At 44.9% G+C, this 26,933-nt stretch carries 30 protein-coding genes; 5 read left to right on the plus strand and 25 right to left on the minus strand.

Annotation, left to right across the window (positions count from 1 at the left end):
- Window position 1: 1 nt before the first annotated feature.
- The 5 genes from topA to NYE72_RS18740 form a co-directional block, all read right to left on the minus strand.
- On the minus strand, window positions 2-2,101 hold the full coding sequence (topA, locus tag NYE72_RS18720; protein WP_036688567.1) for a type I DNA topoisomerase: 2,100 nt from the start codon (window positions 2,099-2,101) through the stop codon (window positions 2-4).
- 36 nt (window positions 2,102-2,137) lie between these two features.
- Window positions 2,138-3,256 (minus strand): DNA-processing protein DprA, encoded by a 1,119-nt coding sequence (gene dprA, locus NYE72_RS18725; protein ID WP_076100369.1) that lies wholly within the window; start codon window positions 3,254-3,256, stop codon window positions 2,138-2,140.
- Between the two features lie 224 nt (window positions 3,257-3,480).
- On the minus strand, window positions 3,481-4,410 hold the full coding sequence (gene sucD / locus NYE72_RS18730) for a succinate--CoA ligase subunit alpha (RefSeq protein ID WP_076100368.1): 930 nt from the start codon (window positions 4,408-4,410) through the stop codon (window positions 3,481-3,483).
- Between the two features lie 62 nt (window positions 4,411-4,472).
- Window positions 4,473-5,633 (minus strand): ADP-forming succinate--CoA ligase subunit beta, encoded by a 1,161-nt coding sequence (sucC, locus tag NYE72_RS18735; protein WP_038571984.1) that lies wholly within the window; start codon window positions 5,631-5,633, stop codon window positions 4,473-4,475.
- A gap of 352 nt (window positions 5,634-5,985) precedes the next feature.
- Window positions 5,986-6,474 carry a MarR family transcriptional regulator gene (locus tag NYE72_RS18740; protein WP_235219564.1) on the minus strand — a complete coding sequence of 163 codons (489 nt, stop codon included), beginning with the start codon at window positions 6,472-6,474 and terminating at the stop codon, window positions 5,986-5,988.
- Between the two features lie 142 nt (window positions 6,475-6,616).
- On the opposite strand from NYE72_RS18740, the gene NYE72_RS18745 reads away from it, so the two are divergent.
- Window positions 6,617-7,045, plus strand: a complete 429-nt coding sequence (locus NYE72_RS18745; protein ID WP_076100366.1) for an organic hydroperoxide resistance protein — start codon at window positions 6,617-6,619, stop codon at window positions 7,043-7,045.
- A 369-nt stretch (window positions 7,046-7,414) separates the two neighbouring features.
- Here NYE72_RS18745 and NYE72_RS18750 read toward each other — a convergent pair whose 3' ends face one another.
- The 11 genes from NYE72_RS18750 to NYE72_RS18800 form a co-directional block, all read right to left on the minus strand.
- The gene (locus NYE72_RS18750; protein WP_076100365.1) at window positions 7,415-9,094 is read right to left on the minus strand and encodes a YifB family Mg chelatase-like AAA ATPase; all 1,680 of its coding nucleotides are present in this window, start codon (window positions 9,092-9,094) and stop codon (window positions 7,415-7,417) included.
- Window positions 9,095-9,301: 207 nt separating this feature from the next.
- Window positions 9,302-9,811: a metallophosphoesterase gene (locus tag NYE72_RS18755; RefSeq protein WP_076100363.1), complete on the minus strand. Its 510-nt coding sequence runs from the start codon at window positions 9,809-9,811 to the stop codon at window positions 9,302-9,304.
- A 174-nt stretch (window positions 9,812-9,985) separates the two neighbouring features.
- Window positions 9,986-10,402: a hypothetical protein gene (locus tag NYE72_RS18760; protein WP_051491578.1), complete on the minus strand. Its 417-nt coding sequence runs from the start codon at window positions 10,400-10,402 to the stop codon at window positions 9,986-9,988.
- Window positions 10,403-10,556: 154 nt separating this feature from the next.
- Complete coding sequence (locus NYE72_RS18765) at window positions 10,557-10,943, minus strand: YraN family protein (protein WP_038571990.1); 387 nt, start codon at window positions 10,941-10,943, stop codon at window positions 10,557-10,559.
- Window positions 10,940-11,242 (minus strand): EscU/YscU/HrcU family type III secretion system export apparatus switch protein, encoded by a 303-nt coding sequence (locus NYE72_RS18770; RefSeq protein WP_038571992.1) that lies wholly within the window; start codon window positions 11,240-11,242, stop codon window positions 10,940-10,942. The genes NYE72_RS18765 and NYE72_RS18770 overlap by 4 nt, the downstream gene beginning before the upstream one ends.
- Complete coding sequence (locus NYE72_RS18775) at window positions 11,239-13,428, minus strand: hypothetical protein (protein ID WP_076100361.1); 2,190 nt, start codon at window positions 13,426-13,428, stop codon at window positions 11,239-11,241. The genes NYE72_RS18770 and NYE72_RS18775 overlap by 4 nt, the downstream gene beginning before the upstream one ends.
- Window positions 13,429-13,545: 117 nt before the next feature.
- Window positions 13,546-14,157 (minus strand): ribonuclease HII, encoded by a 612-nt coding sequence (locus NYE72_RS18780; RefSeq protein WP_076100429.1) that lies wholly within the window; start codon window positions 14,155-14,157, stop codon window positions 13,546-13,548.
- A 188-nt stretch (window positions 14,158-14,345) separates the two neighbouring features.
- Entirely contained in the window at window positions 14,346-15,206 is an 861-nt protein-coding gene (gene ylqF / locus NYE72_RS18785) for a ribosome biogenesis GTPase YlqF (RefSeq protein ID WP_036688587.1), read from the minus strand.
- A gap of 29 nt (window positions 15,207-15,235) precedes the next feature.
- Complete coding sequence (gene lepB / locus NYE72_RS18790; protein WP_076100360.1) at window positions 15,236-15,844, minus strand: signal peptidase I; 609 nt, start codon at window positions 15,842-15,844, stop codon at window positions 15,236-15,238.
- A gap of 298 nt (window positions 15,845-16,142) precedes the next feature.
- Entirely contained in the window at window positions 16,143-16,487 is a 345-nt protein-coding gene (gene rplS / locus NYE72_RS18795) for a 50S ribosomal protein L19 (protein WP_036688590.1), read from the minus strand.
- 147 nt (window positions 16,488-16,634) lie between these two features.
- A complete protein-coding gene (locus NYE72_RS18800; protein ID WP_076100358.1) occupies window positions 16,635-16,925 on the minus strand; it encodes a hypothetical protein in 291 nt (96 codons plus the stop codon).
- Window positions 16,926-17,336: 411 nt separating this feature from the next.
- On the opposite strand from NYE72_RS18800, the gene NYE72_RS18805 reads away from it, so the two are divergent.
- On the plus strand, window positions 17,337-18,287 hold the full coding sequence (locus NYE72_RS18805; RefSeq protein ID WP_076100357.1) for a hypothetical protein: 951 nt from the start codon (window positions 17,337-17,339) through the stop codon (window positions 18,285-18,287).
- A 58-nt stretch (window positions 18,288-18,345) separates the two neighbouring features.
- Here the strand turns inward: NYE72_RS18805 and NYE72_RS18810 are convergent, their stop codons facing one another.
- Window positions 18,346-18,576: a hypothetical protein gene (locus tag NYE72_RS18810; protein WP_036688596.1), complete on the minus strand. Its 231-nt coding sequence runs from the start codon at window positions 18,574-18,576 to the stop codon at window positions 18,346-18,348.
- Window positions 18,577-18,781: 205 nt separating this feature from the next.
- On the opposite strand from NYE72_RS18810, the gene NYE72_RS18815 reads away from it, so the two are divergent.
- Entirely contained in the window at window positions 18,782-18,958 is a 177-nt protein-coding gene (locus NYE72_RS18815; RefSeq protein ID WP_155288145.1) for a hypothetical protein, read from the plus strand.
- Window positions 18,959-19,562: 604 nt separating this feature from the next.
- On the opposite strand, the gene trmD is transcribed toward NYE72_RS18815, so the two are convergent.
- The 8 genes from trmD to NYE72_RS18855 form a co-directional block, all read right to left on the minus strand.
- Window positions 19,563-20,354, minus strand: coding sequence for a tRNA (guanosine(37)-N1)-methyltransferase TrmD (gene trmD, locus NYE72_RS18820; RefSeq protein ID WP_076100428.1), 792 nt, complete (start codon window positions 20,352-20,354; stop codon window positions 19,563-19,565).
- On the minus strand, window positions 20,354-20,878 hold the full coding sequence (gene rimM, locus NYE72_RS18825; protein ID WP_038572005.1) for a ribosome maturation factor RimM: 525 nt from the start codon (window positions 20,876-20,878) through the stop codon (window positions 20,354-20,356). The genes trmD and rimM overlap by 1 nt, the downstream gene beginning before the upstream one ends.
- 89 nt (window positions 20,879-20,967) lie before the next feature.
- On the minus strand, window positions 20,968-21,198 hold the full coding sequence (locus NYE72_RS18830; RefSeq protein ID WP_036688600.1) for a KH domain-containing protein: 231 nt from the start codon (window positions 21,196-21,198) through the stop codon (window positions 20,968-20,970).
- A gap of 22 nt (window positions 21,199-21,220) precedes the next feature.
- Entirely contained in the window at window positions 21,221-21,493 is a 273-nt protein-coding gene (gene rpsP / locus NYE72_RS18835) for a 30S ribosomal protein S16 (RefSeq protein ID WP_036688604.1), read from the minus strand.
- Between the two features lie 54 nt (window positions 21,494-21,547).
- Window positions 21,548-22,936, minus strand: coding sequence for a signal recognition particle protein (gene ffh / locus NYE72_RS18840; protein WP_036688607.1), 1,389 nt, complete (start codon window positions 22,934-22,936; stop codon window positions 21,548-21,550).
- 21 nt (window positions 22,937-22,957) lie between these two features.
- A complete protein-coding gene (gene ylxM / locus NYE72_RS18845) occupies window positions 22,958-23,314 on the minus strand; it encodes a YlxM family DNA-binding protein (protein WP_036688609.1) in 357 nt (118 codons plus the stop codon).
- A 149-nt stretch (window positions 23,315-23,463) separates the two neighbouring features.
- The gene (locus NYE72_RS18850) at window positions 23,464-24,111 is read right to left on the minus strand and encodes a hemolysin III family protein (protein WP_036688612.1); all 648 of its coding nucleotides are present in this window, start codon (window positions 24,109-24,111) and stop codon (window positions 23,464-23,466) included.
- A gap of 56 nt (window positions 24,112-24,167) precedes the next feature.
- Window positions 24,168-25,685, minus strand: a complete 1,518-nt coding sequence (locus NYE72_RS18855; protein WP_036688614.1) for a carboxypeptidase M32 — start codon at window positions 25,683-25,685, stop codon at window positions 24,168-24,170.
- Window positions 25,686-25,848: 163 nt separating this feature from the next.
- Between NYE72_RS18855 and NYE72_RS18860 the strand changes: the two genes are divergently transcribed.
- Together NYE72_RS18860 and NYE72_RS18865 are read left to right on the plus strand one after the other, a co-directional pair.
- Window positions 25,849-26,190, plus strand: coding sequence for an iron-sulfur cluster biosynthesis family protein (locus NYE72_RS18860; protein WP_036688616.1), 342 nt, complete (start codon window positions 25,849-25,851; stop codon window positions 26,188-26,190).
- A 14-nt stretch (window positions 26,191-26,204) separates the two neighbouring features.
- Window positions 26,205-26,765, plus strand: coding sequence for a carbonic anhydrase (locus tag NYE72_RS18865; RefSeq protein ID WP_036688619.1), 561 nt, complete (start codon window positions 26,205-26,207; stop codon window positions 26,763-26,765).
- The last annotated feature ends 168 nt before the right edge of the window (window positions 26,766-26,933 follow it).

Here is a 26,933-nt window from a genome sequence, read left to right on the forward strand (position 1 = left end):
ATTAATCTGCTAATTCTTCTTCGTTGTCTAGAACCGCCTCTGTATGATCACAAGACGTACATTGTAGCTTGGTTCCTTGCTTATTACGTTTCTCAATCATCCAAGATCCACATGATGGACATGGTTTTATAGAAGGTCTATCCCATGAAACGAAATCACAACCAGGGTACTGGTCGCAGCCATAGAAAACACGCCCTTTTTTGCTGCGTCGCTCCACAACCTTACCTTCATGACATTTAGGACAAGTTACGCCAATATCCTTGATAATCGGTTTCGTGTTTCGGCAATCCGGAAAGCCAGAGCATGCTAGGAATTTCCCAAAGCGACCCAGCTTATACACGAGAGGTTTGCCGCATTTCTCACAGATCTCATCAGAGACTTCATCTTCAATCTCAATTTCTTTCATCTCTTCTTCCGCGAACACCAAACGCTTCTCAAACGATTCGTAAAACTCTGCAAGAACCTTTACCCAGTCTTCTGAGCCCTCTTCCACATGGTCAAGATCCCCTTCCATGTTCGCCGTGAACTCAACGTTTAGGATTTCCGGGAAAAATTGCTCCATCTGCTCTATAACAAGCTCGCCAAGTTCGGTTGGCATGAATTTTTTCTCTTCAATAGCCACATACCCACGCTTCTGGATGGTTTCCAGCGTTGGGGCATATGTACTTGGACGGCCTATACCCAGCTCCTCAAGCGTCTTTACAAGTCTTGCTTCCGTATATCGTGGAGGCGGTTGTGTAAAGTGCTGCTTAGGCTCGATCTCCTGCTTATTTAAAGCATCTCCCGCTTGAAGCGGCGGCAAATACTTGTCTTCATCTGTAGTTCCGTCATCGTTGCCTTCTACATAAACCTTCATGAACCCGGGGAATGAAACCTTCGAACCAACAGCTCTGAATGTAGCAGTACCTGCAGCAATATCGACCGAAAGCGTATCCAGCAGGGCAGAAGACATCTGACTTGATACGAATCGCTCCCACACTAGCTTGTAGAGACGGAATTGATCACGGCTCAAGAACTCTTTGACCATTTCAGGTTCGCGTAATGCCGAGGTAGGACGAATCGCTTCATGCGCTTCCTGTGCTCCAGCTGCCTTTTTAGAATACTGCCGTGGGGATTCTGGCAAGAACTTCTCACCATACTTAGCTGTTATAAGCTCTTTAGCTTCATCCTGAGCGGTGACAGAGAGACGCGTGGAGTCTGTACGCATATAAGTGATCAAACCTACGGTACCTTCTTTACCGAGTTCCACACCTTCGTATAGCTGCTGTGCAACAGACATTGTCTTAGCGGCACGGAATCCAAGCTTACGGGCTGCTTCCTGTTGTAGGGAGCTGGTGGTAAAAGGAGCCGAAGGATGACGTTGTCTTTCCTTCTCCTTCACATCACTCACCTTAAAAGATGCGTTCTTAATGGCTTCAAGAACCTCCTGAACATCACTTTCCTGGTTCAGTTCTTTTTTCACACCATTCAGCTTATGAAACTTAGCTTCAAAGACGGAATCCCGTATTCCAAGCTTGGCTGTTATGCTCCAATATTCGGTGGGTACAAAAGCGGAGATTTCATTCTCACGATCCATAATGATCTTCACGGCAACGGATTGTACACGTCCAGCAGATAAACCTTTTTTGACTTTCTTCCATAATAGAGGGCTAATCTTGTACCCTACCAGTCGATCCAGAATACGTCTAGCCTGCTGTGCATTCACGAGATCCATATTAATCTTACGCGGTGTCTTAAAAGCATCTTTTACCGCTTGTTTGGTGATCTCATTAAAAACAACTCTGCATTCTTGTGTATTATCTAAATCCAGCGCATGCGCCAAATGCCAAGCAATTGCTTCCCCTTCGCGGTCGGGGTCAGCTGCGAGATAAACTTTTTTAACTTTTTTACTAGCGTCTTTCAATTCCTTCAATATAGATCCTTTACCGCGGATAGTAATATATTTGGGACTGAAATCATTCTCCACCTCAACACCAATTTGACTCTTCGGTAGATCTCTAATATGTCCCATTGATGCCTTTACAATATATTTACTACCTAGATATTTGCCAATTGTCTTCGCTTTTGCAGGCGACTCGACAATAACTAATGCATCTGCCATAGACTCTTCCTCCTCGTTAACACTCGCACCTCTATATTAAATTACCTTATAAATAGCTCCTGGTAATTGTGTTACCGCTTTTTTTATGATTAAAGATAACAGAACTGAATGCAAATGTCCAAAATCCCATCCTGTTCTTACAAGCAGATCGTCCAATATAAAAGGGCCTTGATGCAGTATATGGTATAGGTGAGACTCCTCATTTGTCAATTTCTTTTCAATCATAAAGTCGTCTGCTGTCTGTTCGGTAGTGCTATTATTCCCTGTTTTTATTACGTTTGTCGGCAAATAAGAAGTATATTCTTCTATAATATCTAATCCACTGGTTACCAGCTTTGCACCCTGTTTGATAAGCTCTAACGCCCCTCTGCTCTTAGGTGATGTGATAGGTCCGGGAACTGCGAAGACATCCCTTCCAGCTTCCAAGGCAGCATCGGCTGTAATAAGTGATCCACTGCGACTGTCAGCCTCCACGACCACTGTCCCCCGTGATAAACCTGCTATGATCCGATTACGCTGTGGAAATAATCCAGGATGACTTTTAGTTCCAAGAGGATACTCTGTGATGACAAGCCCTTTTTGAGAGATACGCCGCTCCAGCTCAATATTCTCAGTTGGATAGACTTTGTCCAACCCTGTTGCCACTACCGCTATCGTCCCTCCACCGCTTCTTAGCGCCGCTTCATGACAAATGCTATCGATCCCCCTCGCAAGTCCGCTAACCACCGTTAGACCTGCTGCACTAAGCTCCTCCGCGAGAATCTCCCCTACCTTTCGTCCATATGCTGTTGGCACACGAGTGCCAACCATCGCCACACTAGGAGTTGATAACAGTTCCAAACGCCCCCGATAATAAAGGATCCACGGTGGCTGTGCCGTCTCCTTCAACAAAACAGGATAAGCCGCATCAAACACAGTGACCATCTTCACTGCACATTCTTCCATTAATAAGCGCCTTTTAGCGATCCACTCTAACGTATATATGGAAGCAAGATAATTCGACAGCTTTCTGTTCAATCCGATCGTTTCCCAATCTTTTGCACTACAGGAAAATGCTCGTTCTGACATTAAGCCGGCTCTGCGGATCTTGTCGATACTCTTCCAGCCAATCCCCTCCACTTCATTAAAACCAAACAGCAGATCTTTTTCTTCCATATAAGCTTACTCTCCTTTAATGGAAGGGTTAGCCTTCCCTATTTTGTAACATGAATTTGACGAATGCAATATTTTCTTTTAATTCAATATTTTTCTATGTTAAAAAACAAAAAAAGCAACCTTTCATCCCTTAGATAGGAACAAAAGGTTGCTTACCTCTGAAATAATTATACACGAAAGAAGCCCACTCGCGTAGAGTGAATTCCTTCAATTATATAAAATAATTAATGCGTTGTAAATGCGCTAAGAATACCGCGTTCTTCAAGCACACTCACAAGCGTTGAGCCCATTTCGGCAGGTGTAGGAGCGACCTTGATTCCGCACGATTCAAGTACGGCAATTTTCTCACTCGCTGTTCCTTTGCCTCCGGAAATAATAGCACCCGCATGCCCCATACGTTTGCCAGGAGGGGCAGTAGCACCGCCAATAAACCCTACAACCGGCTTAGTCATATGCTCACGAATCCACTCTGCTGCTTCTTCCTCTGCGGTTCCGCCAATTTCACCAATCATGATGACTGCCTTTGTACCCGGATCCTCATTAAAAAGCTTCAGAATATCAATAAACTCCGAGCCTTTAACAGGGTCTCCGCCAATACCTACAGCTGAAGATTGCCCGATTCCACGCGTGGTCAGCTGATGAACAGCCTCATAGGTTAGAGTTCCGCTGCGCGAGACAACACCTACATACCCTGGCATATGAATATAACCCGGCATAATTCCTATTTTGCATTCCCCAGGAGTGATAACTCCCGGACAGTTGGGTCCGATCAATACAGTAGAGCGCCCCTCCATATAACGGGACACCTTTACCATATCAAGCACTGGAATCCCTTCGGTAATACAAATCACCAAGTCGAGTTCTGCGTCCACGGCTTCCATTATGGAGTCTGCTGCGAATGCTGGCGGTACATAGATTACACTAGCGGTTGCGCCTGTAGCCGCCTTAGCAGCTACAACAGTATCGAATACCGGAAGGCTAACCTCACTGCCATTTTCAAGCGTGATTTTGACAGATGTTCCACCTTTACCCGGTGTTACCCCTCCAACCATCTGTGTTCCATAATCCAGCGCACCTTTAGTATGGAACAAACCCGTTGATCCTGTAATTCCCTGCGTGATAACTTTCGTATTTTTATCTACAAGAATGCTCATGCCTTAAGTCACATCCCTACTTATATTGTCAAATACGATAACTGGCTTCCTAAATCAGGCCATTATTGCACAAGAGACACAATCTTACGGGCACCGTCCGCCATAGAATCAGCAGCAACAATATTAAGTCCCGATCCAGCCAAAATCTGCTTGCCTAATCCAACATTTGTTCCCTCAAGACGCACAACCAGCGGTTTGGTCAAACCCAGTTGACTAGCCGCTTCTACAACACCGTTAGCGATAACATCACAGCGCATAATACCGCCGAAAATATTAACAAAAATCCCGTTCACCTTTTCATCCGATAAAATGATTTTAAAGGCTTCTGTTACCTTCTCGGTCGTTGCACCGCCCCCTACATCCAGGAAGTTGGCGGGTTCGCCCCCATAATACTTAATAATATCCATAGTCGCCATCGCGAGACCTGCACCGTTTACCATGCACCCAATATTGCCATCAAGCGCAATATAGCTAAGGTCATACTTCGAGGCTTCGATTTCCTTTAAATCCTCTTCATCCAAATCCCGCAGCTCTAGAATATCCTTATGACGGAACAAGGCATTGGAATCAAAATTCAGTTTGGCATCCAGTGCCATCACATTCCCATCCGCAGTCACTACCAATGGGTTAATTTCGGCAATAGAGCAATCTTTATCCACGAAAGCTAAATATAGCGCTTGCATGAATTTCACAGTTTTGCCTACCAGCTCATTGGGAATAGAGATGCTGTAAGCCAGCTTGCGCGCCTGGAAAGTCTGCAAACCCACTGCCGGATCAATGATCTCTTTAAAAATTTTCTCCGGATGTGTTGCAGCTACTTCTTCAATCTCAGTACCGCCTTCTTCAGAAGCCATCATGACCACTCGGCCAGTTCCTCTGTCAACTACGATACCAATGTAATACTCCTTAACAATTTGACAACCCTCTTCAATGAGCAGTCTTTTTACTACCTTACCCTCCGGTCCAGTCTGGTGAGTTACTAGAGTCTTTCCAAGAATCTCAGTTGCGTAACTACGCACCTCATCGATATTCTTAGCAACCTTTACTCCTCCAGCTTTACCGCGTCCACCTGCGTGAATCTGAGCTTTAACTACAACAACCGGTGTGCTCAGTGACTCTGCGGCTTCTACCGCTTCCTCCACTGTATAAGCTACTTTTCCATTCGGTACGGCTACACCGTACTTCTTAAGCACTTCTTTTCCCTGATACTCGTGGATATTCATAGCGGTAGCCTCCTAAAGTAGCGTGGTGACTAAACAGGCAGCCTGTCGTCATCTCGCTTTCCGTTTTGATTGCCGCGGGGTTAGGGATAGGCTGATGTTATACATGCAGCACTATTCCGGAACCAGCAGAAACTGATCTACCACTCGTAAAAAGAATGGCACTATTTCTGCAAGAGACATTGTGTAAATCTATAAGACTAAGCTTATATTTACCTATATGCCATACAAAGGAACCCAGAATAGTGTAACATGTTTTTAAAACGCTTACCTTAAATATATTCATGATTTGTACACATTTTTTCGCTTGATTTCATGCCGAAATGCGAACGATCGCATTGACTCCTTACTGCGCTTACTTTTTACTATCTTGGATATTAGCTTCGTGAACACGATTCAATAAGTCTTTAAACTGATCAAGTAGCTCTATGGATTCATTATTTGTCAGTGTCGTTTCTTCCATCATTTTGCCGGGAATACACACGGCATCACTTTGGAGTGCCCAGCCTTGTTTCGTTAGTGAGATTAATACTTTTCGCTCATCCTGCATCGAGCGTTCACGTATAATCAGGCCTGCGGCTTGCAAGCGCTTCAATAGCGGAGTCAGCGTTCCTGAATCCAAAAATAACGCCTCACCAATCTCTTTCACTGTACATTGCTGCCGTTCCCATAACACAAGCATTACTAGGTATTGGGAGTAAGTTAAACCGATCTTATCCAAGTACGGTTGGTACAGCTTTGTAATCTCACGCGAGCAAGCATAAATGGTAAAACAGAGCTGATTCTCGATCAGCAGCTCTGGGGTTGTAGTCATTTTCTGCATATCTTCTTCACTCATTTTCATATTTATTCACCCGCCTTATCTCTTTATTTTATCATAATTCACTCACACATCATAATAATAGCAAAAAATTAATTTGACTTTTATATTAATTGTGATAAATTAGATTGTACACAAACTAATTAATGAATAGGAGAGATTTATTATGATGACAATTCAACAAAAGATGTATGAAACAACAGTTAAAGCGGTTGGGGGAAGAAACGGTTATATAGAATCAGAAAGTCCTAAACTCAACCTTACGATCAGTACACCACGCGAAATGGGTGGCGCCGGTGGTGAAGGCACTAATCCTGAACAATTATTCGCAGCTGGCTACTCCGCTTGTTTTGACAGTGCCCTAAACATGGTTGCTCGACTTGGCAAAGTGAAGATTGAAGGCAGCGAAGTTACGGCTACTGTTAGCTTTGGTAAAGTTGAAGATGGCGGGTTCGGCATTGCGGTTAAGCTTGACGTGCTGGTTAAGGGCGTTGACAGAGAAACCGCAACATCTTTGGTAGAAGCTGCCCATGGCGCATGTCCTTACTCCCGTGCTACTCGTGGCAATATCGAAGTAGAATTGAATGTACTGTAAGAAATTATAGAGAAAAATGTATGTGAAATTCACTAAACGATCTAACCTTCGTTTGAATACGTGGCATTTCGCATTCGAAGTAGCTAACGGACACAGTTGATCTTAAACGCAACTTAATCCCATATTTGGAATGCTATCGGACCTCATGGAAGCTATTGGAATGAAAATCACCCAATATAACCTTCTTCCGAAGGAATAGCGTCTCCAGAGTCCGAACCTACGCTCCAAGGGCTAAAACTTGCAAATAACGTCCTCTAGGTCCGTTCCGTAAACATCAGAGGATAATGATGATTCGGCGGTGTTCGTAACTAACGGTCCATAATATAGAGCAGCGATTCTCCCATAACGGGAATCGCTGCTCTTTTATCTTTATTCCTCCGCTATTACCTGCCGATCCAGATTACGGTATTGCACAGCTTCCGCGAGATGTGCAGAAGAAATATCCTGTGCACCCTCTAGATCAGCTATGGTACGGGATAGCTTAATAATCCGATCATGCGCTCGCATGCTTAGACCTAAATTCTCCAAAATGTCATACAGCATTTGAGCACTCTCTCGGTTTAGGCTCGCATATTTCCGAAGGGAAGCACCGGAAAGTTCACTGTTCCATGAAATCGCCAGTCGTTTGTAACGTTTAGCTTGGATGGCCTGAGCAGCCAACACCTCCGCACGCATATCTGCTGACGATAAAACATGCCCCTGCCGATCCCATTCCTTCGGGCGGGGAACATCAACCTGTAAGTCGATCCGATCCAATAAAGGACCAGATATTTTTGCCCGATATTGGGCAATCCTGGCAGGACTACAGGTACAATTTTGCTGGGAGATACCGCTTCCAAAAAAGCCGCAGCTGCACGGATTCATCGATGCAGCGAGCATGAATTTGGCAGGAAAAGTAAAGGAAGCTCGGGCACGACTTATAGTAACCACCCCATCTTCGAGGGGCTGTCGCAGCACTTCAAGTACATTCCGGGAGAATTCTGGCAATTCATCCAGAAACAGAATACCTCGATGTGCAAGACTTACCTCACCTGGCTTGGGAATACCGCCCCCTCCAATTAATCCGGCAGAAGATATCGTGTGGTGTGGAGAACGAAATGGACGACTTCGCAGCAAACCGTTGTGTGCATCCTTCAAATTTCCAGCCGCACTAAAAATTTTGGTTACCTCCAGCGCCTCACTGTCCGACAATTGCGGAAGGATACTGGGAAGGCGTTTGATCAGCATCGTTTTGCCTGTGCCAGGTGGACCGATGAGCATAATATTATGCATTCCTGCAGCCGCGATAGTTAATGCTCTTTTCACATGTTGCTGTCCAAGCACATCACTGTAATCATCCATGATCTCATTAGCTTCGGAAGAAGCAGCCTCAGAATCAGAATATATAGGGTTATATTTGAGATGCTCTACAGAAAGAACAAGCACCGGAGGTTGTTCTTTTGCCCCCACCCCCATACTCACGGATACAGGAAAAGGAAGTGGTGATCCTTCAGATTCTTCTATAGGAACTAGCTTATCTATAATCGGACCAAAGCTGGCCACAGGTTCAGCAGCATTCACTAACGCTTGCAAATGGTTGAGGGTATAAACATTCATGCCACTAATTAAAGCGGCTTCTGCCGCATTGCCCTGCGGGAGCAGAACGGCTTTAAACCCGCTTTTACGCGCTGCTTCAACCATCGGCAGCACACCCGATACCGGACGCAGACTGCCGTCGAGCGCAAGCTCTCCAATTAAAAGCATCTCTTGAGCTGAAGGCATAATCAACTGGCCACTAGTTATCAGTATGCCTAAAGCAATCGCTAGATCAAAAGCGGAACCTTCTTTACGCAGGTCAGCTGGGGCAAGATTGATCGTAATACGCTGCTGTGGATAGCGGTAACCGCAATTTTTAACGGCAGCCCTAACTCGTTCAACAGCCTCGCGAATTGCTGAATCTGGTAAGCCAATGATATTCGTCTGCGGCAATCCATTTGCAAGATCGATTTCCACACCAATCATTACCCCTTCAATCCCATACAGACACGCGCTAAACATTTTCCCATACATAATAAAAACACCTCATCTCCTGAAATACACCCTAATTTGGGGTGTCATAGCTTCAAGAAAAAAGGTGCTTCCTTATTTTCCAAATATATATTAGCTGTTAAGTACATTATAGAAGTTGTGTCCTAACGCAATCTGTGAGCAATTTATCTTTAGAATAAGAAATTCAAGTTTTACATAAAAGCGAAAGCGCATCTCTAAAGACCTACATCAATCTCCTTCTTTAACTACGACCGAGTCCCTAATCTGCTCAAAAGTCAACGGTTTATAGTTCCAATGCTCTACACAAATGTTAAAATGATTGTTTCCCTCATATTTTTGCCCATGAATATGGCCGTGCACATTTACGTAAGGCATATGTTTATTCATGTACATAGGCTCATGTGAGAGGAAAAAGAAATCCTTATAAATCAAAGGATATTCACTAACCTCATCAAAACCTGCCTCAAGCCACCAGCTTCGGCTGCGGCCGCGATCATGATTGCCAAGGATCAGGATTTTGTATCCATGCAGCCTGGCCACAATCGCACGAGTCGCCTCCTTATTAAAAAAAGAAAAGTCTCCCAAATGAAATACTTTATCGTCCGGATTCACTACCGAATTCCAACTTTCAATCATAACTTCATTCATTTGCTCTACATCGTTGAAGGGTCTGGATTCAAAATCAATGATCAACTTATGCCCAAAATGATGATCTGATGTGAAAAAAACCTTAGCCATTTGCACCCTCCCTTTGTTCCTATTCTAATGACAGTATGTATGAAAAAAGCTCCGACTACCCATAAACCCTAGGAAAGTCGGAGCCCCGAGGACTTTTCCGCCTAATTTCTCACGAAATTATACGTATCATTCTATGTCATGAGGCGATGACGGAATACCTCTTTATTGTTAATGTTACTTTTCCCAGTCGCGCCGCTTACTCGAACGTTTATTAACATCACTCTGAATCAGTTCAGCTAAAGGAGGCGCCTCCTCATTGTCAATAAGCCAGCCACGCATCTCCTTGATCGCTTCCACCTGTCCATTGCCTTTGTCACGCCATGTAAGCAGTTCAATAACTCTAATTACAAGCGCTAAGAGACTGCTATTGCTGTTTTGCGACTTTTCAGCCCGGATTTTTTGAAATAACGCTTCATTTTCCCAATCTATTAATATTTCCTCCGCTATAGTGGGCCGCATTACCGTGAAGGTCTTATTGCAATTATCGCAACAGACGACAGATATTGGCTCTGCTTTAAATTTCACTTCAATCTTCTGCTGGCAATATTGGCATGTAAAACTAACCTGCATTTCAGAAGGTTTATTCTTCACTAGACAGCCCTCCTCATGATGACATTAAAAAGTTACTCCTAATGTTTACCCATTTCTTTTGAGAAATGACCCACAGTGCGGAAGGTATGTAAAGACTTTTTTATCAGAACAGCAGTAAATTCATAAAGAATCGCATGAGAAAAGTGAGTTACTCTTAAAACGCCTCGCGAATATGACTAAGTGAAGCTAGGCTAAGATCGTCATTTAACAAGACGCTAATTACATCAAAAGAAACCCGCCGTTCCTCATAACCCTTCATATGCAAATAAACCTGTGTTGTATTCCGAACCTGGTTTATTTTGCGAGCATTCACCGATTCTTCTGGAGTTCCCTGAAGCAGCTCTCCACTGCGGCTACGAACTTCGACAACAACAATACAGTCTTCACGCTCCGCAATGATATCAAGCTCTCCAGTACGACAACGCCAATTCCGTTCCAATATCATATATCCACTAGAAGATAGGTACTGCACAGCTCCGTTCTCTGCAGCAGTTCCTTTCTCTTTGCGGTTATAGTGTTTTCTTACATATGGCTCTTTCATTCTTGTCCCCGTTCACCAGCAGAACGATCGCTTTGATACACAAAGCTGAGGATTTCCGCCACCAGCTGATAGAGCTCAGACGGAATCTGTTGGTCCAGATCAAGCTTTGAAAGAACCTCCACGAGGGCTGCATCTTCCTGAACAGCAACCCCGCTCTCCTTAGCCTTTTGCAGAATAAGGTCTGCTATCGCGCCTTGTCCCTTGGCTACTACGACAGGAGCCTCGTTTTGTCCGGGACTATATTTGAGAGCGACCGCTTTTTTGAGCCCTTGTGAAATTGGCTGTACAGGCTCATTCATATACGGTAATCCACTCCTTTGTAAGCCTCAGGAACATAATCAACAAACTTATTAGTATTGGAACCAGCAAGCTCTTTAGGTAAATTCAATTCTGGCAAGGGTTCGGTTCTTAAACCTGATAATTGATAACCGATGGATTCTACTGCAGTTTTTATATCATCACGCCGCGTCTCCAGCAGCTCAAGCACCCACGGATGATCATTATGAAGCTTAAGACTAACGATTCGATCTACAACCTGCACGTCTACCAATGTCTGCCCTAGCTGCTTCATGTCCAAATCGAACCATAATCGACAGTTAGCTGCATCCAACTCCCCTTTGCGGCCCCGCCTGGACTGGATATGAACCGATGCAGTTTCCTGCCCATCTGGACCTTGCAGCGGCAAGAACAGTGTAACCTGCGCGAAGGGAGCAGTCCGGTCTGTATTCAGCAGCAGCTGTTGGCCTGTCAGCTGCTGCACTAGCCCGCTCGCGGCATCTTTTACCGCGGGCGGCACCTCGCTGCTGCTCATAAGCTGCAGCAGCACGCCCTTCAACGTGTCGGCAGCTTGCTCCCCGCCGACACTGCCTAGCGCGGCTGCAGCTGTCCCCGCTGCCGCTCGCGCCGTCTCCGCGGCCGGCAAAGCACCGCCGCGCACGGCCTGCTGCTCGTGCTCCGCACCGAGCAGCTTCAACACCCGCCCCACCCACGACTCCGCATCCGCGGGTGGGGCGGTGTCTGGCTGCACCGGCGAAGCCGCAGCAGCCGTGGTCTCCCCGCGCGGCGCTGCCGGCGCGGGGGCAGGATCTTGTCCCGCCGCGTCAGCGGGCGGAACGTTCGCGAGCTGCGGCATGCTGCCGCGCAGCTCGGTGAGCACGCCCTGCAGCTTCGCGAGCAGGGCAGCCCCGCTAAGCGCAGCAGCTTGGCTTGCTGCACCAGCTTGGTTTGCCGCAGCAGCTTGGCTATCTGCACCAGCTGATCCAGTGGCGCTTGTATTCGCGCCACTGACACTGCCCTGCGCTCTATCTTTATTTAGACTCATTTCATTGCCATGAGTTTCGCTCCCATTAGAACTATTTTGATTGTTTACAATCCCGTCCCCTTGCGTGTTAGCGGCACTACTCTGAGTCCCGGCAGCAATCGTAGAAGTTGTCTTCCCAGCCAAAGGTTCACCAGTATTTCCACTCTTCAAGAGCTGAACAACCTCACCAGCCTCTTCGGGCACCAGTGGCTTGGCAGTTACAATACCGGTTTCATTCTCAGGAGCTTCAGCTGTACTCGCAGCTGCACTTCCCGATATTTCTGATTTCACTGAATTCAAAGGAATTGCAGGTTCGTCAGAAATAACTCCGGCTCCCATTGCCCCTCCCGTTGCAGCAGCACTTCCGCTTGTAGTAGTAACACCAGTGCTACCTTCAGCAGGTTTACTTACAGGTTGTCCAGTCCCTTTAACCGCCACCTGGTCCATTTCCGCATCAGCATCACCTGCTGATACCGCTTCCCCGTTAATCACAGCGCCTGTACCTGTCGTTACAGGAGCATTCAGCTTTCCGGTTTGGGTACCCATTTCAGCTTTAGCTTCAGCTGTTGTTGTTTCTTCACCGGCGACTTGACCTGCCCAAATCGTAATCTGTTCTTCGAGCGCTGACAAAAGCTGATGAAGCTGCGGACCAAAAACCGCCTGCTGCAATCCTTTCACACTTTCAGGGGTAACCGGCAGGCCCCGCTTTACAGAAATGACAGCTGCATCAAGCCACTCTGAGGTCGGCACGCCCGCAGGTTTCGCACTCATTACAGCATCCAGAATCGCCGCTGTCTCTTTGGTAAGCGGAATACCACCCGACTGCATCGCCAACACAATTTCCCGACCCGCTTTGGAGTCAGTAAGCCCAAGCGATTCCAACGCCTCGCCCATGTTTTGCGGCGTAGCTAACACCATTTCGCCGAGGGAGACCGGCTTCAATACGGGCAATCCGCCTTCTCCGGGTGCTCCAACCTGCAAGTTCAGGGTCTCTCCTGGCAGTAGTGGTGTTTCCAACTCCGCACGAACAGGTGTACCTTGAATCTGCACAACGGCTTCTTTTCCCGAATCCGATACAGACAAAACAACACCACGTACAACTTGCCCTTCTTTTAATTCCAAAGACTTGGCCGCTCCCGGTTTATTATCCCCGAGCAATCCGCGGATCAATGTTCCGATATTCATACCGTTTCTCCTCCCTCCATTTTCTCTCTTCTTACTATATCGGTATTAATCCGACTTTTTTGAGCGGTGAATTTATCCAAGCTCAAGCGCCTTTGGCGTCTTTTATATTCTGATATTTTAAAAAAGGGTTTGCTGTTCAGCAAGAATCTTCCCAATAAAGCTGCGCCGATGCATAGGTGTCGGACCTAACGCCGTAATTTGTTCCCTGTGAAGCTTGGTCGCATAACCTTTATGTATCGCAATCCCATAATCAGGGTATAATTCCTCCCACACCCCTTCACACAGTCTATCTCTTGTTACTTTAGCTATAATCGAAGCTGCCGCAATGGACTGGCTGTTAGCATCCCCTTTTATGATCGCCTGCTGCGGCAACGGAAGATCTACTTTTTCAGCATCGATTAACATATAGTCCGGGGTATGACTAAGACCTTCTACCGCTTTTTTCATCGCCAGACGAGAAGCCTGCTTAATATTAATTTCATCAATCATGCGGGAATCCACATAACCTACACCAATAGCTATCGCCTGCTCCATAATAATCTCGAATAAGGCATCTCTTTTTTTCGCTGTAAGCTTCTTAGAGTCGTTGACGCCATCAATAATAAGCCCTTCCGGCAAAATCACCGCTGCTGCAACAACATCCCCAAACAAACAACCTCTGCCTACTTCATCTACGCCGGCTATACGGCGATAAGACTGTTCCCAGCCCTCTTTTTCATAGCTCAACATATCTATCGTACTCACGAATCTGTCACCGCCAATTATAATTTATTCTATAAACTACATAAGTCAGCTTACCATAGTAAAGCTCACATGGTCATGTACAAATAACCACTCCAATTTGATCCAAATCGGCAAAAAAAAGAGCCCCCGAAAAATTCCGGATGGCTCTTCCATACCCATTCATTTAAACGCCTTTAAGGTGTTTCCAGCGTAAAACGACCAAGCTTACCTGCCCGCAGCTCATGCAGCAAAGCACGTGAAGCTTTTTCCAGATCAACACGTCCACCGCTAATCAGACAACCGCGTTTGCGGCCCACGGCTTCCATAACTGCGACGATCTCATCAGGGTTCTCAAGATCCTCAGGAAGCTTCTCAATACCAAAGCGTTCTTGAAATCTGGAACCATAATCCTTCACCAAATACTTCACTGCATAAAAAGCAATGTCCTCAATGTTCAGGATTTCTTCTTTGATCGCACCCGTCACTGCCAAGCGGTAACCCACGTCTTGATCCTCAAACTTCGGCCATAAGATACCAGGAGTATCCAGAAGCTCCAGATTACCTCCTGTTTTAATCCACTGCTGGCCCTTAGTAACCCCCGGGCGGTCACCCGTAGCAGCGATACTCTTACCAGCCATTCGATTAATCAGCGTTGATTTACCGACGTTAGGAATACCGACGATCAATGCGCGCATAGCTCGTGGGTTCATTCCTCTTGCGATCTGCCGATCAATTTTTTCCTTCAGCAGCAGCTTGACCTGCTCCGGAATCTCCTTGACGCCTGTTCCAGTAGATGCATCCACAGGATGGGCAACATGCCCTTGTTCCTTAAAGTAAGCCAGCCACTTCCGAGTAATTTCCGGATCCGCCAGATCCGCTTTGTTCAAAATAATTAATCTCGGCTTGTCCCGCAAAATATCGTCAATCATCGGATTGCGGCTGGAAAGCGGCAGACGGGAATCGAGCAACTCTATAACAACATCAATCAGCTTCAGCTTATCCTCGATTTGCCGCCTAGCCTTCGTCATATGACCAGGAAACCAATGAATGGCCATTGCCGTCACCTCCTTTGACTTCTGTCAACTTAATGGTTAATCAGTGTAATATCTTTTATCGGCCAGAAGATTAAATCTGCACGACCCACAATATCACCCAGCGGCACATAGCCAATCATCCGGCTGTCTGTACTATCCGAGCGATTATCCCCCATAACGAAAATATGTCCTTCTGGTACAGTACCATCCGTGAATTTTTCATTTGGGAAATCTTTATTATTATACAGAGCGTTGTTACTATGCGCAGCATCAATAGCGCCTTGGATGTAAGTCTCGTTAACAACCTCACCGTTAACTGTAACTACATCTCCTTCTATTTTCACAGTATCTCCAGCCACACCAATTACACGTTTAATAAAATCTCTGCCTTCAGATGGCACGTGGAATACAATAACCTCACCCCGCTGCGGTGATCTTATATCGTATAAAATTTCATTAACGATAACACGTTCTCCCGTATGGAAATTAGGCTGCATGGAAGGTCCATCTACAATAAAAGGCTTGAATAAAAGCCAGCGAATCAGTATAACCAGAACTAAAGCAATCGCAATGGCCTTGACCCATTCCAGCACTTCATTTTTCTGTTTACGTGGGTTCTGCTCGCTTGATTCCAAAGTTTCGCTTTGTTCCTGCTGCATAGTTCACCGTCCTCTCTTAATACTACTCTTACTATACAACACAAAAAAACTCCTGCCAAAAACCCCTCCACAGATACTCCTTCAGGAGGCCTTTTCGGAGAAGCTTATCCCCAAGCGTATATGTCACACGCATTGTATACCAAGCTAAAACGCCCTCAGCGTCCTTTTAAGGACGGTAAGCGTTTATGCGAGAAATTTAAGAATAATGTATAACGTAAAACTTATGCTTTTCTTATATTTTCAAAAAAAAATAAAGCGAAAGGGGCTTGAACTCAAGCCCCTCTCCTCTGTCACTATTCTAGCGACGAATTTCTTTAATTCTCGCTGCTTTACCACGTAGTTCACGAAGGTAATAAAGCTTAGCACGACGCACTTTACCACGACGAGCCACTTCGATTTTTTCGAGTTTAGGCGAGTTGATTGGGAATGTTCTTTCCACACCAACACCGTAAGAAATTTTACGAACCGTAAAAGTCTCACTGATTCCACCGCCACGACGTTTGATTACAACGCCTTCGAACAACTGGATACGCTCACGAGTTCCCTCGATAACTTTTACATGCACCTTCAAAGTGTCACCCGGACGAAAACTAGGGATATCTTTACGAAGTTGCTCTTGCGTAATAGCTTGTAGGATATTCATTAAGGACTTCCTCCTTCCGTACAGGTGTTCTTGCCTCTTCCGGAGAGATCTGAGCTCTCCCTCATTATCCGCAGCGGACCACCGTATTCCACACAACAGAGTTAATAATATCATAAAGGACGGGCTAATACAACTTATTTTTCTATTTTATAACGGTAACATATCTCTTTTTTTTGCCTTAGACTGGCAGTCTTTACACAAGCCGACCACGGTTCCATTGTCTTGAGCATAGAAGATCAACTTTCCATTCTTCTTCTTGCAAGAAGAGCAAGGCTGCTCTCCTGGACTCTGTTTGGCTTTGCGATGACTGTCCATTGAGATCACATTACTGCTAGTGGTGCGCAAAGGATTGCTTGAGCTGCGTGTTTTCTTTTTCTGAACGATATAATACCCAACACCCAGCGCTAGCAAGACAAGCAAAATAACTACATATTGCATCTGGCTCCCTCCGCTCTTCATGATTTAATTGAGGTAAGAAAATAAAAAGACCGCCCTGTGATGCAAGTAAGGCAACGGTCTATATCGTATTCGCAAACTATCCTTAGCACATCTCACTATAAAAAGCGCTTTTCAGTAGCTGCTGAAGATTATATATGAGCGCATCTTCGCTCTTTTTATATGTACCTTACTCATTTTAATGTGAGCGTAAGATCTATATTTCATTTTAGCACAATTGAAATTTGAAGTGTAGTGAACACTTTTTAAATACCTAGTCTTTGGTCCAGTATATTAACCCGCCTACAGCCGTTTTTACAATAAATCCCCATAGGCTATACTTACAGAAGTACGTACATAACGTAGCGCTTAGGGAAGAACACATATACCCAAAAATAAGGAGGATTTTATTCAATGAAAAAGAGTAATACAACTAGCGTAATGGCAGCTGTAGCCGTCTTGTCCATCGTACTTCTGGCAGGATGCACAGAGTTACCGGGTAGGCAATCCGCTAATAATGAACTAGGAAAGAATATTACTGAAGATGTGCAGCAAAATATTGGTGAGGCTGTGAAGCAAGAGCTGGGTAAAGCCGCTGCAAGCGTGGAGCAAGCCGTTCAGGATACAGCTACCAAGGTGGCCGACGAAGTTAAAGCAAACAGCATTAGCAAAGAACTATCCTTATCTAAAGAGATCGGCTCTGCTTCAGTGCTTAGCATGAACAATGCAGTGGGAGAAATAGAGGTTACATCAACTACGGGTGATCAAATTAATGTGAGTGCGACAATCTTAGCCCATAACGGCTCCGCTCATAAAGCTGACCGCCAGAAAATTTTGGATGACGCTGAGATTTCAATAGACGTTAGTGGCGATACTCTGAAGGTATCTACAAATTCCAAATCAAATCCGAAGAAGGATTTATGGACTTGGGCTCAAGACAAATACGGTTATTCAGATTTTAGCATTAACTATACCATTGAGATCCCCACCCGTATGGATGAATATCAAATCACCAATAATGTCGGGCAAATTCGTCTCCGCAATCTGGACGGAAATTACCGCATCGTCAGCAACGTTGGAGCTATTGATATCGAAGGAGCTAACATCACCGGTAAGTCCACTCTAGAGTCTAATACAGGAAGCATACGTATGGATATAGCCGGAATGAAGAGTGATAGCCGTCTTAAAGCGACAACAAATGTAGGTAGCCTCAATGCTGTTCTAGCCGATGGCGTGAAATGTAGCTTGGTGGCTAAAAGTGATCTAGGCCAGATCACGGGGGTTGAGGGTGGCAAACGCGATGTTAACGGAGGAGGTCCTTTGTTGTCCTTAAGCTCAGATATAGGTGCAATTACAGTAGAGTAACCAACCACTAAAAACAGACCGTCCGGATTAGCGGACGGTCTGTTTTTACATCATCGTATCAGATTAATGCAATAGCCAACAGCGTGAACAAGCTGAGAGTTAAAATATTGTCAGCAGCATAAGGGTAACCAAAAAATGCAGAAGTCTGCACAGGTCCATTGGATCCTGTTCTTAAGTAAACATTATATCTGTCCACATCTGTAATCACACCTTCATGCTGTCTGCCATCAGTAGTCAGGATGCGTACCCTTCTATTCTTACAACGTAAGCAATTATAATAAGCCTCCACTAGTGTACTCCTCCTCATTCGTAATGATATACTCTATGGTGAGGAGTACAGGTCGGTAACGGCTAAGTTACATAGGTCATTTGTTTGGGTCGATATTTACTTTCCGTTCCCTGCATTTTTTGTATTCCCAAAGGTTATATATAAGGAAAGACATATTTCCGGCTTGTTATCCGTACCATCCTATCCATTCAAGGAGGCCAATCGAATGAATGTAGCACGTAAACAGTTTATTAAGGAAGGCGTACTGCGTATTACCATCTTTATTATTTTATCATCGCTTACCTATACCGTTCGCAACTATGCATGGGCAGTTACTGTTCTCGTATGTTTTGCGCTTTACGCTCTACTTACAGGAGTATATCGCCTCTTTCGCAAAGAGTAGAATGCGCCTCCACGAATTTTTATAGTTAACCAAACACCCCCTTTCCAAAGTGTTTTTAATTCTCCTTGAAGAGGGGGTGTTTACATTCTGATCAGAGTTACAGGGTTTGACCTCTCTTAGTAGGAACAATAAAACCATTAGATGTAGTGAACTTTCGTTCGCTACGCTCTAATGGTTTTATTGGACTTGCTTATTCATACTTAATTATTAATCTTATATGTTCAAGCTTTAAAGGGCGAATGGGAATTACGATTTGCGATTTGTATAATAATCGATAATATCATTCACGGTGCGGAGCGGCTCCGCATCTTTGTGGATCGTGTCCACGCTAGGCTTGAATTCTTCACGCGTCTTCGTAGTCACTTCAGTTCATTCCTTTCAATAGTTAAGCTTGCTGCATCGTAAGCTGCATATAGTATTACGCCACCTCTATCTATTACCCCAAATAGAAGAGTTCAACGCACCTATGCTCATTTGTTTTGGAAATTACGCAAAAAAAATACGAGATTATAGCCCTTCTTATATTTAAGTAAACATAACAAAAACGCCTCCTTAACGTAAGATACGTTAAAAAGACGTAAAATATGCCTGTTTTATTAAAATTTTACTCCGGCTTGATTTCATTTTTCAGACGTTCCAGTGTTTTCTTGTCTTTCAACGTTAGTTCTGCACTTTCGAGCAAATCAGGTCTACGTTCAAGTGTACGCTGTAACGCTTGCTCTCTCCGCCATACTTCGATGTTGGCATGATGGCCACTCAGCAACATATCTGGTACCTTCCAGCCGCGAAATTCAGCGGGTCGAGTGTAGTGAGGATATTCCAACAGCCCTGTACTGAACGAATCCGTGATCGCAGAGGTTTCATTTCCAAGCGCTCCTGGCTGTAGCCGAACTACTGAATCAATAACCGTCAGTGCCGGTAATTCTCCACCTGTTAACACGTAATCGCCAATCGACAGTTCATCTGTAACCAGATGCTCCCGTATCCGCTCATCGTAGCCCTCATAATGACCACATATAAAGATTAGATGCTGCTCTTGTGCCAGTTCCTCAGCAATCTTCTGATTATACGTCTTTCCTTGCGGGCACATAAGAATGATGCGCGGCTTCACAGAGGAAGGCGTCGGGACTGCAGATTCAGAACCATTCTCCAAAGGACTAGCCTCGATCCCCAATACATGTTCTACCGCTGCAAAGATCGGGTCAGGCTTCAGTACCATGCCCCCACCCCCGCCATACGGTGTATCATCCACACTGTTGTGCTTATTGCCTGAGAAATCACGAAAGTTCACAGCATTCAAAGATACAATCCCTTTTTCGCGTGCCTTACCAAGAATACTTGTGCTAAATACGCCTTCGCACATCTCCGGAAAGAGCGTTAGCACATCAATTCTGATCATGGCAATAGTCCTTCCATCAAGTGAACAGTAATTCGTTTGGCCTCAATGTCCACGTTCAGCACTACATCGTTAATTACAGGGATAAGGATGTCTTGCCCTTTAGCAGGCTTAACAACCCACACGTCATTTGCACCTGGCTGTAAAATTTCCGTAATTGTGCCAAGCGGTTCATTTCCAGCATCATCCGTATAAACTTCACAGCCAACGATTTGATGGAAGTAATATTCGTTCTCTGGCAGATCAACCAGATCATTACTTGGCACCTTAAGCAAACTTCCCTTATACTTTTCCACTTCGTTAATATTGGTATATCCCTTAAGCTTAACGATAAACATACCCTTATGCTCTCGAGCGGATTCTACAGTCACTTCGAATTTTGCACTGCCATCCGCAGGGATGACGAACAGCTTCTTGTCTTTAGCGAAACGAACCTCAGGAAAATCGGTATGGGATAATACTTTAATCTCCCCGCGAATTCCATGTGTATTCACAAGCCGGCCTACGGTTAATTCTTCCGTCATATAACCCTCTCCTTTACAAGCTTCATCTATATATTTGAACAAAAAGGAGCCGGGATATACTATCCCTAGCCCCTCATTGTACGCATTATTTAAGATAAAATATCTACAGTTACGCGTTTATCGCTCTTGACTGCTGCAGATGTGACTACTGTACGGAGCGCCTTGGCGATCCTGCCTTGCTTGCCGATGACCTTTCCTACATCATCTGGATGTACGGACAGCTCATAGACAATCAAGTGTTCTTTCTCCACAGCCCGTACCGTCACATCTTCTGGATGATCCACTAAAGCCTTAGCAATTACTCCAACTAATTCTTCCATAGAGGACCCTCGCAATCAGTCATTATTTCTGTTGCTTAAGCTCATGAAACTTCTTCATCACGCCTGCTTTGGAAAGCAAGTTGCGGACGGTATCAGATGCTTGCGCACCTGTTTGAAGCCATTTAAGAGCTTTTTCCTCATCGATCTTAACTACTGCCGGTTGTTCAATCGGATTATAATAACCGATTTCCTCGATAAAACGACCGTCACGAGGGGACCGGGAATCGGAAACCACTACACGATAGAAAGGCGCTTTATGCGCTCCCATTCTTTTTAGACGAATACGTACTGCCACGAAAAATCACCTCCTTATAATAGTTTCCAACATTAGTTGGACAGACATTCAAGATCATTTAAAAGGGAATTTCAGCCCTTTTCCACCACCAAGACCTTTAAGCTGCTTCATGGCATTTTTCTTGGAGGCTTTGCCGCCTCCGCCCATCATGCCGGAGAATTGCTTCATCATCTTACGCATCTCATCAAATTGTTTGATGAGGCGGTTGACCTCAGCGACTGAGGTTCCGCTGCCGGTTGCGATACGCTTGCGGCGGTTATGGTTAATGATCTCAGGCTGTTGCTTCTCCGCCTTAGTCATAGAATGAACTATGGCTTCAACGCGTCCCATTTGCTTATCGTCGACCTTTAAATCTTTAATGCCCTTGGCTTTGTTCATACCCGGAAGCATATCAAGAATTTGATCGATAGGGCCTAGCTTCTTCACCTGATCCATTTGCTCAAGGAAATCATCGAACGTAAACTCTGCATTACGCATCTTACGTTCCATTTCTTTAGCCTTGTCAGTATCAATGTTCGCCTGGGCTTTCTCAATCAGCGACAGCATGTCGCCCATACCCAGAATCCGCGAAGCCATACGTTCCGGATGGAACGGCTCCAGCGCGTCGATCTTCTCCCCTAAAGCGGCGAATTTGATCGGGCAACCGGTAACAGCTTTTACTGACAGTGCAGCACCACCACGGCTGTCGCCGTCGAGTTTCGTCAATACGACCCCTGTAAGCTCAAGCTGCTTATTAAAGCTCTCGGCTACATTCACGGCGTCTTGACCTGTCATAGCATCTACTACAAGAAGTACTTCATCAGGATTTACAACATTGTGAATCTGCTTGAGTTCTTCCATTAGTTCTTCATCAATATGCAGGCGGCCTGCTGTATCGATAATAACATAATCCAGTCCGTTATCTTTCGCATGTTGTACAGCTTGTCTGGCAATTTCTACCGGACTAGTCTGATCACCAAGCGAGAATACAGGAACCTTAATCTGTTCTCCCAGCACTTGCAGCTGCTTGATAGCAGCAGGCCGGTAAATATCTCCCGCAACCAGGAGCGGACGATGATTGCCCTTCTGTAACAGCTTAGCTAGCTTACCCGAAGTGGTTGTCTTACCAGCCCCTTGTAGACCCGCCATCATAATGACGGTCGGCGGCTTGTTCGACTTGGCCAGCTTCGCTTGGCTTCCGCCCATCAGCTCGGTTAGTTCCTTGTTGACGATGTCGATAATTACCATGCCAGGCGTAAAGCTGTCCATGACTTCCTTGCCGATGGACTTTTCTTTCACCTTAGCCACGAATTCTTTAACTACCTTGAAGTTAACATCGGCTTCCAGAAGGGCTAACCGCACTTCACGCATAGCTTCGTTTACGTCTTCTTCGGATACTTTACCTTTACCGCGTAGCTTGCTGAACACATTCTGCAATCTTCCGGTTAAACCTTCAAACGCCATATGCAGATTTCTCCCTTCATGCTACTCTAACCTCTGCAAGCGATCCACGATCTCCGCGAACCGAAGTTTATATTGCTCAGGCAGCATCCCATTCTCCGGCAGTCTGCGCAGCTCTTCTAAATATTTAGTACGACTCTCATGTTTCACTAATAATCCAAGTTTTTCTTCATAATTCTCAAGGACTTGCTCAGCCCGCTTAATATGCTCATAAACAGCTTGGCGGCTGATTTCAAATTCAGCGGCGATTTCTCCCAAGGAAAAATCATCGTGAAAATAATATTTAAGAAACGTTTGCTGCTTATCTGTAAGCAGTCGTTCATAGAAGGCAAAAAGCAAATTGATACGATTCGTTTTCTCGAGCCTATTCTCCTGACTCATTAAGGACAACCCCTTCGTCAAGGAAAAACACTTTACACCTTCACAACGTCCCTTATGATACCTAAAAGAAAGAGAGATGTCAAGCACTTTTGCTTGTCATCTCTTTCTTTATTAAAAATCCATATTTTCCGCGATAAATCCGCTTGAAATTATTGGATTGGCAGTACATAAATCAATATGGCGAAGAAATGTGTGACACTGCCTGCAAGAACAAATACATGCCAGATCGCGTGATGGAACGGAAACCCTCTCCACACATAAAAAACTGTGCCTAGAGTATAAAGCACTCCGCCAGCCATCAGCAGAATCATACCACCGTCCGCTACAACTGCCGAAAGAGGATTCCAGGCGATAACAATCAGCCAACCCATAGCAATGTAGAATACCGTAGACATGAACAAAAACTTTTTAACAAAAAACGCTTTGAAGAAAACGCCAAATACTGCGATCCCCCAAATGACTCCAAATAAACTCCAGCCAAGTGTTCCCCGAATAGCTACTAGCAAAAAGGGAGTGTACGTGCCTGCGATAAACAGATAAATAGAGGAGTGATCGAAAAATTCGAACAAATCCTTCGCCTTGCCCTCTTTGAGACTATGCACAAGTGTTGAATTGAGATACAGAAGCAGCATTGTCGTTCCATAAATGGAGAAGCTGACCACATGCCATGCCGTTCCTTTCAGACTTGCAAAAACAACAAGCAGGACAAGTGCAGCGACGCTTAATACAGCTCCGATCCCGTGCGTAATCGCATTCGCGACTTCTTCTCTCCGGGTGTAGGTGTGAGTATTTGCCATATCCATATCCTTCCGTCTAAGCTTTCTTTCTATTATACCACGCGGACCTCACTGGATTACAGTTTGTAAATCTCCGTGTATTTCTCCTCCAAATAATCAGCCAGATAATCTGGACTGAGCGGCTCACCTGTTACTTGTTCGATAATTTGCGAAGGGGTCAGACTTTTTCCGAAACGGTAGATTTTTTCTGTTAACCATTCTTTAATCGGCAAAAGATTTCCCGCAGCAATCAATTCATCGTAGTTCGGCAGCTCCTTGCGGAGTGTATTCAAGATTTGGGCGGCATACATATTTCCCAAAGAGTAGGATGCAAAATATCCGAAGTCTCCACCGGACCAGTGCACGTCCTGCAATACACCAAGCGCATCATTAGGCGGTGTAATACCTAAATATTCTTGATATTTAGCATTCCATACCTGAGGCAGATCTTTGACAGATAGACCTTCATTAAAAATAAGCTTTTCGATCTCGTAACGCACAATAATGTGCAGATTGTATGTAAGCTCATCTGCTTCAATTCGGATGAATGAATTTTCCACACTGTTAATAGCCCGGTAGAAATCCTCTACATCTACATTAGCAAGCTGCTCTGGGAAATGCTGCTGCAAATCACCGTAATAACGTTGCCAGAACGCACGGCTGCGGCCGATCATATTCTCCCATAGTCTCGACTGAGATTCATGAATCCCCATCGATGCGCCTTGAGCCAGTGGTGTTCCCACTAAATCTTGGCTGATATTTTGTTCGTAAAGCGCATGTCCACCTTCATGCAGTGAGCTGAAGACGGCGCTAGTCACGTTATCAAGTAAATAAGCGGTCGTAATACGAACGTCACCTGGATTCAGCCCTGTAGCAAAAGGATGCACACTCTCATCCAAGCGGCCTGCGTCGAAGTCATAGCCCATTTGCTTCAGAATAAAGTTACCAAACTTTTGTTGCTGCTCTTTAGGGAAAATCTGCTGCAAGAAGCTGGTATCTGGTTTATTAGGTGAAGCAGCGATAGCTTCCACTAACGGAACCAAGCGGCTGCGGAGGCGACTGAACACTTCATCCACCTTCTCTACCGTGAGATCAGGCTCATACATATCTAGTAGCGTATCGTAACGTGTGCCATTTACACCCCAATAATCGATGAACTCTTGTTTCAGAGCTACGATTTTGCTCAAATAAGGTTCAAATGTAGCAAAGTCATTGTTCTCCTTAGCTTCTTCCCAGATCGTTTGGGAATGAGCAGACAGGACAGCGTACTCTTCGAATCTTTTGGAAGGAATACTCTTACTGCGCTCATACTCTTTGCGGCAATCGTTGACGATCTTTTGTTGATTAGCTGTAAGCTGGCTCAACACTTCTGGACGACTGAAAAATGCTGTGAAGTCACCCATCTCCTGTGAAATCTCGAGTCTGAACAATTCTCCACTCAGCATCCCAATCGTACCGGAACGAACTTCTACTCCCTTACGCGGTGCACCTGTGCGCAAATCCCAGTGCATTAATTCTATGGCCTCTGAATATCCACTAATTTTTGCTAATAACTCGCTGAATTGTTCCCATCGTTCCTTTACTTGTTGTTCCATTCTACTCCACCTGCTTTCTCTGTTTTACAGACTCCTCTTGATGATACTTTTTTGAATGAGTATAATCAACTTCAGAGATTACATCTCTAATTTTAAATATTTAATGAGTTACATAAGAAGCAGAGCATGCTTCGAACAAAAATCAAGGAGCGTGAACAGGGCTATGATGATTCAAGTTACACCTCTCGCAGAAAGGAAGTTGAAGGAAAGGCTTGGAGATCAGCCAGGATTTTTCAAGCTCTTTTATGATACGGTAGGCTGCGGGTGTGACGGAATTAATGTGTTACTGATTGTTTCAGAAGTGGAGCAAGGCGATTCTAGGATAGAGACGAATTCTCTTCCCTTTATCGTAAGCCGGCAACAGGAAATCTTTTATGAAGACAAGATGCGACTCGATGCAGAGGAACGTTTCTCTTCCTATAAGCTGGTCAGTGATTCTCAGATTTATGGCAACAATATCATGGTAAGAGATATGCGCAACGTAAGTACAATTCAAGGATTTTAAGGGAGGAAGCTAATATGAGCCACGTATCAGAAATTATTAACTTTAATAAAAGTTTTGTAGAGAATAAGGACTATGAAGCTTATTTAACCAGTCGTTATCCTGACAAAAAAATGCTGATCATCACCTGTATGGACACTAGACTCGTTGAATTATTGCCGAAAGCCATGAATTTCAAAAATGGTGATGTCAAAATTATCAAAAATGCTGGTGCGGTTATTTCTCAGCCTTTCGGTAGTGTTATGCGTAGTGTAATGGTAGCTCTATATGAACTAGATGCTGAAGAAGTAATCGTGGTTGGACACTATGAATGCGGTATGGCCTCCCTCAATGCGGACCATATGATCAATTCCATTAAAGAACGTGGCGTATCTGAAGAAGTGTTGTCTACACTGGAAAATTCCGGAATCAAACTTACAAAGTGGCTGCGTGGGTTTGACAATGTCGAAGAAGGGGTAATTCAAACTGTGGACCTGATTAAACGTCATCCACTGCTTCCCCCTAATGTACCTATCCATGGCATGATCATCGATCCGGCAACCGGAGCGCTTGAGCTTGTCGCTGATGGGTATAAGTAACGAATGACGACTCTCTAACTGCTGTTTGCGTGGATCCTGGATCCACGCTTTTTTTGTGCATAAAAGTATAAATTATGATAAATAAAATTGAAACCTTGTGGGGCATGTCTGCGTATTACCGACCATACACAAAAATTCATGCTCACAGGAGGGTTTTCGTACTAAATG

The sequence above is a fragment of the Paenibacillus sp. FSL L8-0333 genome (assembly GCF_037965665.1).
Taxonomy (GTDB): Bacteria; Bacillota; Bacilli; order Paenibacillales; family Paenibacillaceae; genus Paenibacillus_AQ; species Paenibacillus_AQ odorifer.